The following is a 16,252-nucleotide window of genomic DNA, read 5'->3' on the forward strand; positions in this document are numbered from 1 at the left end:
ACGGATCCCCCATCGAGTAACCAATTTCTCCCACCCGGCGGCAACTCTAATTGCCGAGCAGGATTGGAGCACTACTCGAACGGGTAGATCGGACGACAACACAATGGCGGGCCGATGTCGTCGACATCAACCCGCCACCGTGAGTGCGGACGCGATTACTATTTCCGGACGCCCGTGATCACAATGTCGCCGAGATTGCCGACGGTCAGTCTTCCGGTCGGCTCGAAACCGGCGTCCAGCAACCACTCCTCGTACTCCGCCCCCGTGTACGTCATGCCCTCACCAGACGCGACAGTGAGGAAGTAGGCGGACAGCGCGGCGGCGAGGTCGGGACCGGTCCCGTCGTCGTCCGCGCCGGGGGTCACCACGAAGGCGCCAGCGCCTGGGTCGACGGCTCGCGCGGCCTTCGCGATCAGCTCCCGGTTCCGTTCGATCGACCAGATCTCCAGGAAGTGGCCGAACAGCACCGCGTCGCACCCGCGCGGGAACTCGTCCCGGAACACGTCGAGGCCGACCGCCGTCACCTGTTCGGCGAGGCCGGCGGCCGCGATCTTCTCGTTGGCGGCGGACGCGACCGTTGGCAGGTCGATGATCGTGACGCGCAGGTTCGGCCACCGGCGGGCCAGATAGGTGGCGTTGACGGCGGTCCCACCACCGACGTCGAGCAGGTGGCTGTAGCCGGACAGGTCGAGCCGGTCCACCAGGTCCTCGGCCACCCGGCGGCTCACCGAGCCCATCATGTTGTGGAACGTCGTCTCCAGCTCCGGGTTCAGCGCGAGCCGCCCGTACAGGGTCGTCGCGTCCCCGGGGATCTCCTTGCGCAGCCCGACGTTCGTGCCCTCCTTCAGCGACTCGTAGAACCAGGCCATCGGCCGGTAGTTGACGTGCTGCTCCCACGGCACGAACGCCGCCGGCACCTCGGTCGGCGACGCGGCGAGCGGCTCGGCGACGGGCGAGTTCCAGTAGCGGTCGTCGTCCTTGCGCAGCAGGCCGGCCGAGGTACAGCCGAGCAGGAGGATCCGCGCGGGCTGCGGCTGCAGACCCAGCCGTGCGGCGATCTCCGGGTGGGTCAGGCCGGGCTGCTCGGCCAACACGCTGAACAGGCCCAGCCGGTAGCCCGCGCTCAGATATTGGAAACGGTAGTGCGCGTAGAAAAGCTCACGGAGCGGTTCGATCGCGTCCTGCTCAGACATGGCCGCCGCCATCGAGCACGATGTCGACGCCGACCGCGTAGGACGACTCCGGCGAGGCGAGCCACAGCACCGCGTTCGCGACCTCGGCCACCGTCCCGACGCGCCCGATCGGCAGGGCTTCGCGCAGCCGCTCCGCCCGCTGTTCGTCCGACTCGCCGGGCAGGAGCGACATCGGGGTGTCGATCGGGCCGGGGCTCACCGCGTTGATACGGATACCGGCGCCGATGTACTCGAGGGCGGCGGTACGCGTGAGTGAGCTGATCGCGGCCTTCGACGCGCCGTAGGCACCGAGGTACGGCACGGTCACGTGCGGCCCGACGGAGGAGGACACGTTGACGATCGTGCCGCCGCCGTGGCTGGTCATGTGTGCGATCTCGTGCTTCATGGCGAGCCACGTGCCGGTGACGTTGGTCGTCAGCACCGAGGCGAACTGGTCCTCTTCGATCATCGAGAGTGGACCGGCGGCCGCGAGGACGCCGCCGTTGTTAACTGCGACGTCCAGTCCCCCGTAGCTGGACACGGTGGTCTGGATGAGGTTCGCGACGTCGTCGGAACGGGTCAGGTCAGCGATGACCGCGCCGCCCTTGGCTCCTTTCTCCTCGATCAGCCGGACGGTTTCGTCCAGCTTTTCCCTGGTGCGGCCCGCCACCACCACGATCGCGCCCTCGTCGGCGAAAGCCAGCGCGGTCGCCCGACCGATGCCAGACCCACCTCCGGTCACCAGCACTGTCTTGTCGGTGAATCGTCGCATCCTACGGTCTCCTTTTTCTGTGCGCGGATCGTGCGATCCGCCTAACACGATGTGAAAACCCGGTCGTACGGCAGGCGTGGCAACCGGTCGAACCACGCGCCGGTACTCGGCCGGCCCATGTTGATCACTGCGAGCGCGCGGTGCCGGCCGTCCGGGAAGAACTCCGCGCTCACCTTGTCCGCCTGGAAGCCCGTCATCGGGCCAACCGCGAGACCCGCCGCCCGAACGCCGAGGATGAAGTACCCGATCTGGATGGAGGCGTTGAGCACGGCCGACTCGCACCGGACGTCGTCGTTCGAGAAGAAGACGTCCTTCGCTTGTGGGAAGGCCGGGAACTGCTCCGGAAGGTACTCATGGAAGCCCAGATCGGCGCCCAGCACGGCGACCAGTGGCGCCGTGGCGGTCTTGGCCTGGTTGCAGTCCCACATCAGAGGCACGAGCCTGCGCCGCGCCTCGTCCGAGCGGACCAGCACGATCCGCAGCGGCTGCTGGTTGAACGACGTCGGCGCCCACTTCACCAGCTCGTGGACGGCGGCGAGCAGCTCGTCGTCGACCGGCTCGCCGGTGAAGGCGTGCGCGGTGCGGGCCTTGCGGAACAACAGGTCCTGCGCGTGCGGGTCGAGCAACAGGTGCCGCGACGACATCAACGTGTCCTTCCTGTCTTGGTGGCACGTCAGGACCGCGTGCCGGCCCGGACGGCCGGGGTCACGGCCGGCGCCGGATCGGCCCGACGGAGCCAGAGCATCAGCACGACGCCGACGACGGCGAACGCCGACGCGCCCCACAGCGCGATGGACTGGCCGTGCGCCGTGCTGACCACGCCGTTCGCGCTGTCGTCCACTTCGGACAGCGTGGTCAGCACGGCGACCCCCAGTGCACCGCCAACCTGCAGGGTGGTGCTCACCAGACCCGATGCCGCCCCCATCTCCTGACCGCGCACGCCACTGGTGCAGACCACGAACGCCGCCACCAGCGCGCCACCGCAGCCGAAGCCCCAGACCATCGCCGGCAGCAGGAAGCTCGTCAGCAACAGCCCTTCCGACGCAAGGGAAAGCGCCCACCAGACGAGACCGACGGCTTGCAGGCCCAACGCCATGCCCAACGCGCCTCTCGGCGAAAGGCGGCCGAACAGGCGCGGCACCAGGTTCGAGCCGAGGAACAGGCTCACGCTGATCGGCAGTGTCCACAGTGCCGCCTGGAGCGGGGTGTAGCCGCGGACCGTCTGCAGGAAGAGCGTGAGCACGAGGTAGACCCCGAACAGCAGGGCACCGGCCATGACGTTGGCGCCATTACCGATCATGACGCCACGGGTCGCGACGAGTGCCCTCGGGACCAGCGGTGCCCGGGCCTTGGCCTGGCGGAAGACGAACGCGGCGAGGAGCACGAGCGCGCCGGCGAACTCCAGCAGCACCGGCGTCGACCCCCAACCCTGCACGCCGCCACGCAGGATTCCCAGCAGCAGCAGGCAAAGGCCGCCGACGCTGCTGGCGATGCCCACCAGGTCGATACCACCGGTCGCGGCCGGTCGCGCGGATGGGAGCAGTCTCGGACCGATCACGAGGATCGCGAGGACGATCGGGATGTTGACCAGGAAGGCCCATTGCCACGAGATCGTGGTGAGCAGGCCACCGATCAGCGTGCCGGCGGCGCCGGCGAAACCACCGATACTGCCGAAGATGCCCAGTGCCTTGAACCGGGTCGGTCCCTCCGGGAACGTGTCGGTGACGAGGGCGAGCGCGGACGGAGCCACGAACGCGGCGCCGAGTCCCTGCGCGGCGCGGGCGGCCACGATCTGCCACGGTGTCGCGGCCAACGCACAGGCCAGCGAGGCCAGTCCAAACCAGACGAGACCGGCGAGCAGCACACGGCGCCTGCCGAGCAGGTCGGCCATGCGACCACCGAGCATCATCACGCCGCCGAAGGCCAGGATGTAGGCGTTCATCACCCACGACAGATCGGCCTGCGAGAAATGGAGATCACGCTGGATGGACGGTAGCGCGACATAGACGATGCTGGCGTCGAGCACGACCATGAACTGGGTGACCGCCAGCACGCTGAAGATCATCCACGGTGAGCGCGCCGGCGACGTCATCCTTCGGCCCTCTCCGCGGTGAGCCGGAGGCTGTTCGCGCTGGCCCGTGCGGTGTCGAAGAAGATCGTGTCACTGGCCCACAGAAAACTGGGCTCCTGTTGGGCCCTCGCCAGTCCTTCAGGGGACAGCGTCACGCACAACGTGTAGGTGTATCCGCCATCAGCGCTCCGGCCGAGCTCGTTGGTGATCAGGCTGTGCAGTGGGTCGTCGAGTTGGTCGAACACCACGCGCCTGTTGGGCACGAGCGTGACGCGCTCGCGGTAACGATCCTTGCCGCGCACCACGATCTCGCGCAGAAACCCGTCGGGATAGTGCTCGATGACCTTGGCCTCGGTAATGGCGGGCACATAGCCGACGGGATTCTCCGCCTTGTGCACCAGGATCGTCCAAAGCTGGTCGAGCAGGTCCGGCGCGTTCTCGTCGGGGAACAGACCGATCGGCACCGTGTGCGTGAACATGATCATCTGGATGGGCCTCTCGTCGTCGCATGCGCCGATGCGCTGTCCCGACAAGGAGGTTGCCGGATTCGGCTGCCGCGAACATCCCCGATCCGCGTGATGTCCAGACCAGTCGAACGCAGGCCCGTGGATCACGTGAACACGTGATAGCGGCGAATTCGGTGTGACGGCGGGCTTTTCGCCGTCACACCGCGAACTACCCGGACGTGGGCTGGTCGTCCGACAGCGCGCGGCGGGTCAGCTCGACCCTGCTGGACACGCCGAGTTTGGCGAACACGTGCCGGATGTGACTGTCCACGGTGTGCGGCGACAGGAACAGGCTGGCCGCGATCTGACGGTTCGTGTTGCCCTGCGCGACGAGCCGGGCGACCCGTAGCTCGGACTCGGTGAGGCTCGCCCAGCCGGTCTTCGCCCGCCGGCCGCCACGTGTCCCGCCGGTCCGGACGCCGAGTGCCTGCAGCCGGCCGCGCACGCGGCGGACGTCGCGCTTGGCGTCGATACCCGCGTACTCGGTCAGCGCGTCCTTCAACAGCGCGACTCCGTCGGCGACCTGACCGGCGGCGCACTCGGCCACGCCCGTGTCCTCCATCGCGGACGCCCGGTCGTACGGTCGAGGCGCCTCCCGGAACGCGGCGACGGCGGCACGCAGGAGTTCGAGGTCGCCGCGCAACAGACCGGCGGCGTGGCTGGCGGCCGCGGCGAGGGAGGCGTTGTCCGGATTGAGGTCCGCGGCCACGCGAGTGGCCTCCACGGCCGCCTCGGCCCGGTCGGCGGCGCCGACCCGCAGCGCGATCCGGACCAGACGCGCACCGGCCGACCGATCGTGCACCACCAGGTACAGCCGGTCCGGAAAACCGTCGTAGAGCGGGGTGAGCAGTTCGAATGCCTGTTCCGGCCGGCCGACCGCCTCCTCGTAGAGCGCCAGCTCCCAGGTGAACTCCTCCGAGATCACCCCGATCCCGCTGTGAACGTGGTGCCGCGCCCGTCGCAGGTGGTCGAGGGCCGCTGGCAGGTCGTCGCGGTGGATGGCGATCTGGCCGAGAGTGGCCAGCAGTGCCGGGGTCACCGCGATGGCACCCAACTGCTGGCCGGCACGCACGCCGGCGTCCGCGACGGCCTCCGCGTCGTCCAGCCGGCCCGACACGCGCAGCAAGTCGGCGTGCAGGTGATGCCACAGCGGCCGGGACCACGCCGTGCCCAGCTCGTCCGCGGCGATCTTGTCCGCGGCGAACGTGTCGGCCGCGGCGTCGAAGCGGTCCATCGCGGTCAGGACCATGCCCTGCCACAGCCGGGGATGGCGGTGCCGGGCCGGGCCGGCGACCGTGTCGGCGAGGCGGACGGCGGCATCGGCGAAACCAGCGGCCGCGGCCAGCTCGCCACCCGCGTAGGCGGCGACACCGCGGGCTTCCATCGCGAACACGACCGCGGAGTGCTCGCCAGCCTCGCCGCCAAGGCGGACGGCGAGTTCGGCCGCCTCGTTCGCACCGGCGATGTCGTTGGTCTGCAGTTGCGCGTGCGCCTGGATCGCGAGCAGGTGAGCCTGCTGTCCCGCCGGGATGTCCGGCAGTTCGAGCGCGCGTCGCGTGTAGCTGATCGCGGACTCGTCCTGGCCGGCGTGTTTGAGGGCTTCTGCCAACCCGAGCAGGACGGCCGCCTCCACCGGCGCCTCGAGTCCTCGGCGCAGGTAGGACTCGCCGAGCTCACGAGCCTCGGCGAGCCGTCCGGCCGAGGCCAGCAGCTGGACCGCGTCCGCGACCAGCCGGGTCCGCTCAGGGTCGCGGCCGCCGGACGTGCCCAACGCCCCGAGGATCAGGTCGGCGCCGGCTCCCGGTGCGGTCGCCGCCACCTCCGCCACCGCGTCCCGCACCACGGCCAGGGTGCGCGCGTCGCCGGGTTTGCCACCGCGGATGAGGTGCTCGGCGATCTCCGGGGCAGGCCGGCCCTCGTTCTGGAGCACGTCGATGGCGATCCGGTGCAGTGCCTGGCGGGCCGGGCCGGTCAGGCCGCCGTAGATGGCCTCCCGGACGAGGTCGTGCTGGAAGTACAGGGTGGTGCCGTTGTCGACGAGCACGCCGGCCTGCACGGCGTCCTGGGCGGGGTCGACCAGCCGAACCGCCTGTGTTTCGAGCAGGCCGGCGATCTCGTGCAGGGTGCATGGCCTGCCGAACACCGCGACGGCGTCGAGCAGGCGGCGGGCCTCGGCGGAGAGGTCCCGGAGGCGCTGGTCGACCGCGGCGACGAACCCGACCGGCAGCCCCGTGCCCGAGACGGTCGCGGCGCCGTCCTCGATCCGGACCCGGTTGCCCTCGCGGAGGCCGGTCAGCAGGCTTTCCAGCAGGAACGGGTTGCCGCCACTGCCGGCGACGAGCTCGAGCAGTGAGTCCCTCGGCACGGCCCCGATCGTCTGGGCACACAGCTCGGCGACGGCGGATTCGGACAGTGGCTTGAGGGGCAGCCGCCGAGCGCCCTCGGCGATGAGCCAGTCGAAGGCGTACTGCGACGCCGACCGACCCGGGAAGGGGCGGCGGGCCAGCAGCCACAGCACCGGTAGGGACCGCAGTGCCGGGACGAGTACTCGGAGGGTGAGGGCCGTCAGCTCGTCCGCCCACTGGACGTCGTCGAGCGAGACCACGAGGGGACGGGCGTGGCTGTAGGACTCGAGGACACCGCCGAGCCGGTCGATCAGCCAGAACCGGCTGTCCGCGTGGTCGCGGAGGCCGGCGAGGCCGTCCTTGTCGAGCACCGGCGGGTCACAGACGCTCAACGCGGTGAGGAGGGTGCTGAACGGTGCGATCCGGTCGAGTTCGGTCGCCCGGCCCTCCGCGACGGTCAGGCCGAGTTCGCCGGCCTGCGCGGCCGCTTCGGCGAGCATTCTGCTCTTGCCGATGCCGGCGGGGCCCTCGATGACGAGGCAGTCACCGTTCCCCGTCGTCACCGACACGAGCGCGGCACGCAGAAGCTCTGACACGTCCTCCCGTCCGACGAGCGGGGAGAGTGCCCGACCGCCCCCAACCACCATGGGTACAACCTAACGGGGGTAGACAGGGACGCATGCGAATTAGGTCCGGCGACGCGGCGGACGTGCCCGCCCTGATGGCGATGTTCGACGAGGCGGTCGCCTGGATGGTGGCCCGCGGCAACACCGAGCAGTGGGGCACCCAGCCGTGGTCGTCACAACCGGAGAAGGTCGAGGCGATCAGGAAGAGGGTCGAGGAGACCGACCTGTGGATCGCCGAGCTGGACGGAACACCGGTGGGCGCGTTGATCACCCACGACGTTCCACCGGCCGGCGTCGAACCGGTCGATGAACCGGAGCTGTACGTCAGGCTGCTGTTGACGTCGCGGCAGTACGCTGGCCGCGAGATCGGTGCCCGGCTACTGGCGTACACCCGCTCGCTGGCGGTCGAGCAGGGGGTGACACTGGTCCGCGTCGACTGCTACCGCGGCGGCGACGGGTCACTCGTCCGCTACTACGAACGCAACGGCTTCGTCCCGACGCACCCGTTCACCGTCGGCACGTGGCCGGGTCAGGTACTCGAGCACCGCATCGTGAGCCCCTAGATCGTGATGGCCCAGAGGATGCGCACCGGGTGGGCTGGCAGGCCGTCCTGCGCGCCGTCGGCGATGCCGGCCGCCACGATGCGGTCCATTGTAGACATACCGTGCGTCACCCGGCCGAGGATCGTGTACGCCGGGGCGATGTTCGCGTGGGAATGGACGATGAAGAACTGGCTGCCGTTGGTGTCCGGGCCCTGGTTGCCCATCGCCACCGTGCCGCGCGGGTAGGTCTCCGCGCCGGTGACCTCGTCGGCGAAGCGGTAGCCGGGCCCGCCGACCTCGACCTCGAAGATGTCACCGCACTGCAGCACACCGAGCCGGGCGCTGTTGGTCAGCCGCCAGCACTGCGTGTCGTTGTAGAACCAACTGCGCACCAGGTGGGTGAAGTTGTGCACCGCGCATGGCGCGTTCGACCGGTCCAGCTCCATCGCGACCAGTCCGTAGTTGGTGGCGAGCACCACGGTCGCGGTGCCACTGGCCGGCGCCTTCGGGTTCGGCGGCCGCACCGGTCGGGCCGGCGGGTTCTCCGGCGTCGGGATGAACTCGCACCGCGCGGCGGCGCCCCCGGCCGGCGCCGCCGCGGCACCGCCTCCCGTCACCGGCAACACCGCCACAGCGGCGAGAAGGGACACGACAGCGACGACGCGACGCGAGACCATGCGCCGCACGCTAGCGCCTCACCACGTCAGCCGTCGAGCCCCGCGGGAGCTTGCCCAGGTCAGCCCGGACGGCGGCAAATCTCGCCTCCCGAAGCCATGATCGCTTGTGTATGGTCGGAATTTGTGTCTCGATTCTCTCGCTTCAGCGCGGCTGTGTTCGCCTTCGTCTTCTGCGTGGCTCTCGCCTCACCCGCCGTCGCGAGCGAAAAGAACAGTGCGCCACCTGGGTTCGTCGCGCTTCGCGACGTCGATCCGACGATCCGGTACGACATCCGCTACTTCGGGCGGCACAACTTCGTCGGTGAGCGCATCGACGGCTACCGGCAGCCGGAGTGCATCCTCACCCGTCAGGCCGCGACGGCCCTGCGCACCGCGCAGCGCGCGCTGTTGCGGCAGGGCTACACGCTCAAGGTCTATGACTGCTACCGCCCGCAGCGCGCGGTCGATCACTTCGTCCGCTGGGCCGAGGACCTCGACGACGAGCGGATGAAAGCCGAGTTCTACCCCAACGTCGACAAGACGAGGCTGTTCGCCGACGGCTACATCGCGGAGAAGTCCGGCCACAGCCGTGGTAGCACGCTCGACGTCACGCTGGTCAAGCTTCCCGTACGCCCGCAACGGCCCTACATCCCCGGCGAGCCGCTGGTCGCCTGCTTCGCGCCGGTCGGACAGCGCTTTCCCGACAACGGCGTCGACATGGGCACCGGCTACGACTGCTTCGACCCGTTGTCCCACACGGACAACCCGGCCATCACCGGTGCCGCCCGCCAGCACCGCGACCTGCTCCGCGCCACCCTGGTGGCCGTCGGCTTCCGCAACCTCGCCGAGGAATGGTGGCACTTCACCCTCAACAACGAGCCCTTCCCCGACACGTACTTCGACTTCCCGGTCAGCCATCGCGCACTGAGCTGACCACGACCGAGGCCGAGGGACCTGGCACACAGGTCACGTGCCAGCCGGGGCCAGCACGATGTGGAAGGCGACCCGCGACCACGGCCCGTGCACCGACCGTCCGTCCGGTGTCGGGGTGCCAGGTGCCTGGCGCTCGAAGTCCTTCACCAGGGACTCCTTCACGCCGAACACCGTGTCGGAGTCGAGCTGCCGGTCACCCCGGACGAAGATGTGGGTGACCAGTGTGCGGTGTCCTTCGGCGCTGACCATGAAGTGCAGGTGCGAGGCCCGCATCGGTGATCTGCCCACGGCGGCGAGCATCTCGCCAACGGGACCGTCGTGGGGAATCGGGTACGGCGTCGGTGTGACGCCCCAGAACGAGTACCGCCCCTGAGCGTCGGTGAACAGGTGGGCGCGGGCCGCGACCCGGTCGTCGTCGTACTGGACGTCGTAGAAGCCGTCCTCGTCGGCCTCCCAGACCTCGATGCGAGCACCCGTGACCGGGTTGCCTTCGCTGTCGCTGACGGTGCCATCGACCCAGCAGGGTTCCCCGTTCGCGCCTGCGGAGATGTCGCCACCGGTCGGGATCTCGGGACTGTTCTCGACGAAGAACGGACCGAAGACCGTCGCCTCCGTGGCATCGCCGTAGGCCTCGTTGTTGATCGCGATGGTCTGCATGGAGAGGCCGAGCACGTCGGACAGCAGGATGAACTCCTGGCGCCTGTCGTCGGTGATGTGCCCGGTGGCGGTGAGGAACTCGATGCCCCTGGCCCATTCCTCCTCGGTCAGGCGGACCTCGCGGGCGAAGGCGTGCAGGTGGCGCACGAGCGCGGTCATCAGCTGCCGCAGTCGCGGGTCGGGGCAGTCGTCGAACGAACGCACGACGCGCTCGAGAAGATCGGCCTCGCGACGCTCCTGCTTCGCGGACACGCCGTCGGTCATCGGGGCTCCGCTCCTTCCCATGCCGCGTGCAGAAGCCTGGTGATGCCGTCGAGGGTCACGGCGGTCGGGTTGCCGGTCGGCACGACCGCCAGGATCGCCTCCGCGGCGGGGACGATGCCGGACTCCGCCATGCCGTAGTCGCGAAGTGCCCTCGGCGCGTCGAGCCGGGCACGCAGCCGGGCGAGCCCTTCGGTCGCGGACTCGGCGTCGAGGGCGGCGGCGACACGTCGTTCGGCGTCCGGCGCCGCCGGCGCGTTGAAGGCGAGCACGTGGGGCAGGACGACGGCGTGGGTCTGGGCGTGTGGGAGGTCGAACATCCCGCCGAGCACGTGACAGATCTTGTGGTGTAGCCCCGATCCCGCCGAGGCGAACGCCACCGCGGCGAGGTAGGCGCCGTACAGGGCGTGTTCCCGTCCCTCGAGGTCGCCGGGGTCGGCGGCGACCAGTGGCAGTCCGACGCGCAGTGCCCGGATGCCTTCGCCGGCCAGTGCCAGGTTGATCGGGTCGGCGCGCGGCGCCCACATCGAGTCGACGCAGTGTGCCAACGCGTTGAGTCCGGACGCGACGCTCAGGGCGGCCGGCAGGGTGAGCATGAGCGACGCGTCGTACACGATCGCGCGCGGGAGCACCCGGGGATCGGTGCCGGTGGTCTTCCTGGCGTTCTCGGTGAGGCCCCAGACATTGGTCGCCTCGGAGCCCGCGTACGTGGTCGGCACCGCGACGATCGGCAGACCGGTGGTGAGCGCCACGGCCTTGGCCAGACCGGTCGTCGAGCCGCCGCCGACGCACACGAGCGCGTCGACCCGATGGGCGGCGGCCTCCTCCCTGGCCCGCTCGGCGACCTCGACGGGCACGTGCATGGCCACCTCGTGATGCCAGTGCGCGACGGGAAGGCCGGCGGCGACCCGACGAGCGAGTGCGCGTTCGGCTTCCGCGGCGATCACCATGACCCGGGACGCCCCGAGCCCCTTGATCTCGACGGCGAGGTTCTCCGCCGCCGCGCCGGAGGCGAACCGCACGCGCTGGGCGAGTGTGTCGTGGTCGAACCGCATGTCCCTCACGCTCTCCCGAGGACCTGGCCCATCGCCGTGCGCAGCACGTCCTCGGGGTCGCCGGCCATCGTCATCGAGCGCCATGCGATGTGCTTGTCTGGCCGCACCAGCAGGGCGCCGCTCTCCTCGACCTCACGCAGTTTCGCCCAGTCGTAGTAGAGGTCGGTGACCTCCCGGCCCGGCCCGATGACGACCGCCTCGAGCGGAACGCCGAACTCCTGTGCCACCTTGTCGGCCGCCGAGACCCATGCCTCCCCGGCGATACCGGTGACAAGGGTGAATCGGTGGTAGGGGGCGAGGTCCATCATCGCCAGTCTGTGCATGGTGTCGCCGACCCAGGCGTGCGGCAGGTGCGAACCGGGCACGGTCGACATCTCGTAGTACAGGTCGGGATCCCGTGTGGGCTCCGGCAGTGACGAGCCGTCGGGGACGACGGCGGTCGACTGGTAGAACTGCCCGAGGTCCACCCCGTGGGCGTTGAACTCGTAGTTCTTCAGCTCCATCGCGTCGATCAGTGCCGCGCGCTTGGCGGCGCCCTCGGGTGTGTCGGCCTTGCGCTCCTCGATGGCCGCGACCATCTCCTCCTCCGTCGTCGCGTCGAGAAGGCCGAGCACCTCGAAGAACTGCACGAACTCGCGGCTCGACCTGTTGGCCCGCGTCACGATGCGCTCGGCGACCGGCGCCCGCTCGGTCGAGTAGGTGTCGAGCAGGCTCGGGTCGGCCTGCCCACGCAGCACCATGGCGAGCTTCCAGGCCAGGTTGTAGGAGTCCTGGATCGAGGTGTTGGAGCCGAGGCCGTTGCTCGGCGGGTGGCGGTGGATCGCGTCCCCGACACAGAAGACGCGCCCCTTCTGCAGGTGCTTGGCGAACATCTCGTTGTTGCCCCACAGGCTGATGCCGGTGATCTCGACGTCGATGTCCGGCATGCCGAGGAGATCGCGCACGATCTGGGTCGCGGCCGCGTCGTCGACGACGGGCGGCTCGTCGTCGATGTCGTAGCCCCACACGATCAGCCACTCGTGCCATGGCCGCACCATGCGCACCAGGCCGGCCCCGATGCCGCCGACGTTCGCCCCCGGCTGGATCACCCAGTACAGGACCGAGGGGCGGTGACCGACGTACGCCGCGATGTCGGCCTTGAAGGTGATGTTCATCGACCCGGCGATGTCCATCGCGCCCTCGTAGGGCAGGTCGAGGTCGGCGGCCACCATGGACCGGGCGCCGTCGGCGCCGATCAGGTATCTCGCCCGGATGGTGTACTCCACCCCGGTCAACCGGTCCCTGACCAGCACGTCGACGCCCTCGGCGTCCTGGGTGTGGGAGACGTACTCGGTGGAGAACCGCGTCTGTGTGCCGCGCATGGTCGCGTTCTTGACCAGGATCGGTTCGAGGTAGGTCTGCGGGATGTCGACCACCAGGCACGGCGACGCCAGCTGGTAGTCGCCCTCCCGGGTCGGGTGCGTCCCCCAGGTGCGGATGCGACCGATCTCCTCACCGGCGATCGACGTGCAGAAGACGGTGTCACCGACCAGGTGGTGCGGTGTGGCGTCGGCCAGCACCTGGTCCTCGATGCCCACGTCCCGGAAGATCTCCATCGCGCGCTGGTTGGTGATGTGCGCCCGTGGCGTGTTCGCGGTCCACCGGTACTTGGTGATCACGATGTTGTCGATGCCCAGCGTCGACAGGAACAGCGCCGCCGACCCACCGGCCGGTCCCGAACCGACGATCAGGACGTCGGTCTCCACCACCTCGACCACGGTTCGACCCTTTCCTCGTCCGGGCTGGTCGGTGCGAGTGTCCGTGGCCGGACCCTGGCCAGGCCATCGATCCGGATCGAGATGGCGGAAATGGGAACTACGCGATCTCGCGGCGCCGGACCTCGCCGGCGGTGACGCCGAACCGCTTGCGGAAGGTCTGGGAGAAGTACGCGACCGAGGTGAAGCCGCATCGCGCCGCCACGTCCGAGGTCCGCGGACCCGTTGCGGTGGTCAGCATGCTGTACGCCATGTCCAGTCTGCGGGAGAGGATGTGCCGGGGCACGCTCGTGCCCGCGGCCGCGAACAGGCGCGACAGGTGCCGCTCGCTGATGCCCGTGCCGGCCGCGACGTCGGCCGCGGACAGTGCCGGATCGGTGATGTTCTCCTCGATGAACCCGCGAGCCGCGGCCCGGTGCGCCACGGGAAGACCGACGTGACCACCACCGGCGAGCACCGAGACGAGCTCGAGGACCGCCTGCTCGTCCGCCGGCACCGGACAGTCGCGGCGGACCGCCCGTGCCACGAGCCGGGCCAGCGCCCGGCCGTGCTGGTTCTCCCCCGGCCCCACGTCCACGACGACGGGCGTGCGCACGGTGTCCAGGCCGGTGAGCGCCGACCGGGGCACCTTCATGGCCAGCTCGTCCAGTCCGTGTCCGAACCCGCGCCGGAAGGGACGGTCGGCATCACAGGCCAGGAGCTGTCCGGGACCGAGCACGAACCGCTGCCCGTCCTGCTCGAAGACCGCCTCCCCCATGATCGTCACGTAGACGGCTATCGCGTCGGTTGGCTTGGCCTCGACCAGACCGGCGGAACGCTCGACCACGTGCCGGGTGCCCCTGACGCGGGCGAGATGGGCCCGCTCCAGCTGCAGGTTCACCTCCACGGCCGCGAACGACCGGGCCGCGGGCGGCGTGCAGGCGAGCGCGATCAGGGACTCCGCGTTGTGCCGTTCCCACAGCTCGACCTGACGGTCCCCGTCGGTCCGCGCGGTGGCGAAGCGACGCGCTCTGGGAATCCGGACAGCGCCGACCATGCAACCTCCCTGTCGCGTGCGGACTCTGGTTTCGTCCAGGTCCATTCGACCATGACTCGGCGCGGCTCACTCCTCGTCCAGGTCGGCGCTTGCTATCGCGCGCACCAGCGACGACCAGGCGGCGCGGTCGTTCCGGACGCTGCGGCTGATCTCCACGTGCACGAACGGCGTGCGTTGTCTTGCCGCGTCGCGACCCTGCTCGTTGGTGGTGCCCTCGAGCTTGCCGCAGTCATCCCGCCAGGACTTGCATACCCGGAAGTCCTCGTCGATCCGGTCGGCGATCCCGCGTACCACCTCACCCGCGTCGCCGGCGCCCGGTGAGATCACCACGTCGGTGTCGGGCAGGTTGTCGTCGTGGAAGCCGTGCAGCTGCACCTGCGGCAGGCCACGCCCGGCGAGGTCGCTGGCCACGGCGTGGAACATCGAGTTGGTCTGGTGTGCCACGTCGCCCTCCTCGTCGGCGGCTCGACGGTGGGTGCCGGCGACCAACAGGATCGATCCCGGCACCGCTCGGTACAGCGCCAACCCGATCGGTTCGGTGTGCAGGTCGGAGTTGGGGTGCGGCACCTCGATCACCAGCCGGACCGGCTCTGACAGGTCGACCAGGTACCAGCCCCACGCACGCTCGTCCGGCCCGTTGTACGCGAGCCCGAACCGCCGGCCCGTCTCCCGGTCGACGCCGGTGCGCACCGTGTACCCCAGCTCGTCCGCCGCGCCCGTCGACTCCCCCGCCTCCAGTGCGCGCAGCACCGAGAGCAGCCGATTTCGTTCGGCCGGCTCGGGTGGGCGGTAGGGGTCGTCGTCGTCCAGACCGGTGGCGAACTCGCGAAGGTCCGCGCCGAGGTCGGTCGCCGGGCTGGCGGCACTTCGCGGGGTGGCACCTTCCTCGTCGACGACCACGAGGAAGGTGCCCGCGACGAGCATCGCGCCGAGGGCGAACCACAGGACCGGCTGTCGAAGGAGTCCGTTCACTGACGCGGAGTGTAGGAGACCGTGACAAGCACTAGGCCGAACCGCCTAACCCTCGGCGACCGTTCGGCGCAAATGTCGATCCGGTATGGGTCGATCGTACGTATAGCTCACGACGGGAAACTGGCCGACTACGGATCAGGGTGAAGCGCGCAGCTATGGGAGTCCGAACCAGACGACCGCGTCGCCCCATGGCGGGGCAGTCATTGACCGACCAGTTGCCGGAGAACGGGTTTCCCTCCGGTGTCGGTGTCCCCTCCATCACCGTGCTTGTCCTGTTACTGCTGAACGCGGGGCTGTGCCTGATGTTGCTCGACGGCCGCGGCCCCGGCGCGGTGCCCGAGGCCATCGCCGAGTCCCAGGACCAGCTCGTCCGGGGCGCCGGTTCGGCCATCGGCGCTTCGGCCAGCCAGGGCATCTCAGATCTCCGCGCGGTGACGGCCGTGGCGGCGGCGACGCCGGAGGACCTGCTGACGAGGCTGCTGCAGAACGGGAACTGGCGTGGGGCGGCGGTGCTGGACGCCGGCACGCGGGCCCTCGTCGCGTCCCGCGGTGAGGCCGTCCCCGTGCAGTCGCTCCCCCCGACCATCGACAGCACGATCGTCAACCCGGTCGTCGGCGCGGACGGCGCACTGCGGATGGTCGTGGCCGAGGCGCTGCCCGGCGACAGGCTGCTCGTCGCCGCTCGTGGCACCCGGCTCCCGAGCTCCACGATCGGCGGCGATCTGCGTGAGACGCTGCTGCTCACCACGAGCGGCGGTCAGGTGATCGACACCCGCGGCGACCCGGCCGATCCGGCCGACAAGGACGTCAACCGGTTGATCGCGCTGGCCAGCGCGGCCGGGGCGGCCGGCGAGAACGGAAACCTGACCGGTCGGGCGGTCGCCGACCCGCAGG

General features: G+C 69.9%; 15 protein-coding genes. 3 read left to right on the forward strand and 12 right to left on the reverse strand.

The annotated features are described in order from the left end of the window. Positions 1–158: 158 nt before the first annotated feature. The 6 genes from VF106_RS07600 to VF106_RS07625 form a co-directional block, all read right to left on the reverse strand. Positions 159–1,193 (reverse strand): methyltransferase, encoded by a 1,035-nt coding sequence (locus VF106_RS07600; protein ID WP_330838871.1) that lies wholly within the window; start codon positions 1,191–1,193, stop codon positions 159–161. Further along, entirely contained in the window at positions 1,186–1,944 is a 759-nt protein-coding gene (locus VF106_RS07605; protein ID WP_330838872.1) for an SDR family NAD(P)-dependent oxidoreductase, read from the reverse strand. The genes VF106_RS07600 and VF106_RS07605 overlap by 8 nt, the downstream gene beginning before the upstream one ends. 41 nt (positions 1,945–1,985) lie before the next feature. Then, positions 1,986–2,588 (reverse strand): malonic semialdehyde reductase, encoded by a 603-nt coding sequence (locus VF106_RS07610; protein WP_330838873.1) that lies wholly within the window; start codon positions 2,586–2,588, stop codon positions 1,986–1,988. 29 nt (positions 2,589–2,617) lie between these two features. After that, complete coding sequence (locus VF106_RS07615; protein ID WP_330838874.1) at positions 2,618–4,036, reverse strand: MFS transporter; 1,419 nt, start codon at positions 4,034–4,036, stop codon at positions 2,618–2,620. Then, complete coding sequence (locus VF106_RS07620; RefSeq protein WP_330838875.1) at positions 4,033–4,494, reverse strand: AtaL-like protein; 462 nt, start codon at positions 4,492–4,494, stop codon at positions 4,033–4,035. The genes VF106_RS07615 and VF106_RS07620 overlap by 4 nt, the downstream gene beginning before the upstream one ends. 196 nt (positions 4,495–4,690) lie before the next feature. Then, on the reverse strand, positions 4,691–7,513 hold the full coding sequence (locus VF106_RS07625) for a helix-turn-helix transcriptional regulator (protein WP_330838876.1): 2,823 nt from the start codon (positions 7,511–7,513) through the stop codon (positions 4,691–4,693). 32 nt (positions 7,514–7,545) lie between these two features. Here VF106_RS07625 and VF106_RS07630 point away from each other — a divergent pair, with 32 nt between their 5' ends. After that, a complete protein-coding gene (locus VF106_RS07630; RefSeq protein WP_330838877.1) occupies positions 7,546–8,055 on the forward strand; it encodes a GNAT family N-acetyltransferase in 510 nt (169 codons plus the stop codon). Here VF106_RS07630 and VF106_RS07635 read toward each other — a convergent pair. Next, entirely contained in the window at positions 8,052–8,711 is a 660-nt protein-coding gene (locus VF106_RS07635) for a peptidylprolyl isomerase (RefSeq protein WP_330838878.1), read from the reverse strand. The genes VF106_RS07630 and VF106_RS07635 overlap by 4 nt on opposite strands. A 174-nt stretch (positions 8,712–8,885) precedes the next feature. Between VF106_RS07635 and VF106_RS07640 the strand changes: the two genes are divergently transcribed. Continuing rightward, positions 8,886–9,623, forward strand: a complete 738-nt coding sequence (locus VF106_RS07640; RefSeq protein WP_414638892.1) for a M15 family metallopeptidase — start codon at positions 8,886–8,888, stop codon at positions 9,621–9,623. A 33-nt stretch (positions 9,624–9,656) separates the two neighbouring features. Here the strand turns inward: VF106_RS07640 and VF106_RS07645 are convergent, their stop codons facing one another. The 5 genes from VF106_RS07645 to VF106_RS07665 form a co-directional block, all read right to left on the reverse strand. Beyond that, positions 9,657–10,544: a hydroxyquinol 1,2-dioxygenase gene (locus tag VF106_RS07645; protein ID WP_330838879.1), complete on the reverse strand. Its 888-nt coding sequence runs from the start codon at positions 10,542–10,544 to the stop codon at positions 9,657–9,659. Then, positions 10,541–11,596 (reverse strand): maleylacetate reductase, encoded by a 1,056-nt coding sequence (locus tag VF106_RS07650; RefSeq protein WP_330838880.1) that lies wholly within the window; start codon positions 11,594–11,596, stop codon positions 10,541–10,543. Before VF106_RS07650 ends, VF106_RS07645 begins: the two co-directional genes overlap by 4 nt. Before the next feature lie 5 nt (positions 11,597–11,601). After that, positions 11,602–13,353 (reverse strand): FAD-dependent oxidoreductase, encoded by a 1,752-nt coding sequence (locus VF106_RS07655; RefSeq protein WP_330838881.1) that lies wholly within the window; start codon positions 13,351–13,353, stop codon positions 11,602–11,604. Between the two features lie 97 nt (positions 13,354–13,450). After that, entirely contained in the window at positions 13,451–14,386 is a 936-nt protein-coding gene (locus VF106_RS07660) for a helix-turn-helix domain-containing protein (RefSeq protein ID WP_330838882.1), read from the reverse strand. A gap of 66 nt (positions 14,387–14,452) precedes the next feature. Continuing rightward, complete coding sequence (locus tag VF106_RS07665) at positions 14,453–15,358, reverse strand: hypothetical protein (protein ID WP_330838883.1); 906 nt, start codon at positions 15,356–15,358, stop codon at positions 14,453–14,455. Positions 15,359–15,546: 188 nt separating this feature from the next. On the opposite strand from VF106_RS07665, the gene VF106_RS07670 reads away from it, so the two are divergent. Beyond that, a partial coding sequence (locus VF106_RS07670) for a hypothetical protein (RefSeq protein ID WP_330838884.1) occupies positions 15,547–16,252 on the forward strand: 706 nt, incomplete at its 3' end.

The sequence above is a fragment of the Actinophytocola sp. genome (assembly GCF_036378875.1).
GTDB lineage: Bacteria > Actinomycetota > Actinomycetes > Mycobacteriales > Pseudonocardiaceae > Actinophytocola.

What these genes read in the sequence shown, in the direction of transcription:
- VF106_RS07620 (WP_330838875.1), bottom strand. Translation starts at nt 4,494, where the DNA reads ATGTTCACGCACACGGTGCCGATCGGTCTGTTCCCCGACGAGAACGCG.
- VF106_RS07605 (WP_330838872.1), bottom strand. Translation starts at nt 1,944, where the DNA reads ATGCGACGATTCACCGACAAGACAGTGCTGGTGACCGGAGGTGGGTCT.
- VF106_RS07660 (WP_330838882.1), bottom strand. Translation starts at nt 14,386, where the DNA reads ATGGTCGGCGCTGTCCGGATTCCCAGAGCGCGTCGCTTCGCCACCGCG.
- VF106_RS07650 (WP_330838880.1), bottom strand. Translation starts at nt 11,596, where the DNA reads ATGCGGTTCGACCACGACACACTCGCCCAGCGCGTGCGGTTCGCCTCC.
- VF106_RS07635 (WP_330838878.1), bottom strand. Translation starts at nt 8,711, where the DNA reads ATGGTCTCGCGTCGCGTCGTCGCTGTCGTGTCCCTTCTCGCCGCTGTG.
- VF106_RS07645 (WP_330838879.1), bottom strand. Translation starts at nt 10,544, where the DNA reads ATGACCGACGGCGTGTCCGCGAAGCAGGAGCGTCGCGAGGCCGATCTT.
- VF106_RS07615 (WP_330838874.1), bottom strand. Translation starts at nt 4,036, where the DNA reads ATGACGTCGCCGGCGCGCTCACCGTGGATGATCTTCAGCGTGCTGGCG.
- VF106_RS07610 (WP_330838873.1), bottom strand. Translation starts at nt 2,588, where the DNA reads ATGTCGTCGCGGCACCTGTTGCTCGACCCGCACGCGCAGGACCTGTTG.
- VF106_RS07630 (WP_330838877.1), top strand. Translation starts at nt 7,546, where the DNA reads ATGCGAATTAGGTCCGGCGACGCGGCGGACGTGCCCGCCCTGATGGCG.
- VF106_RS07600 (WP_330838871.1), bottom strand. Translation starts at nt 1,193, where the DNA reads ATGTCTGAGCAGGACGCGATCGAACCGCTCCGTGAGCTTTTCTACGCG.
- VF106_RS07625 (WP_330838876.1), bottom strand. Translation starts at nt 7,513, where the DNA reads ATGGTGGTTGGGGGCGGTCGGGCACTCTCCCCGCTCGTCGGACGGGAG.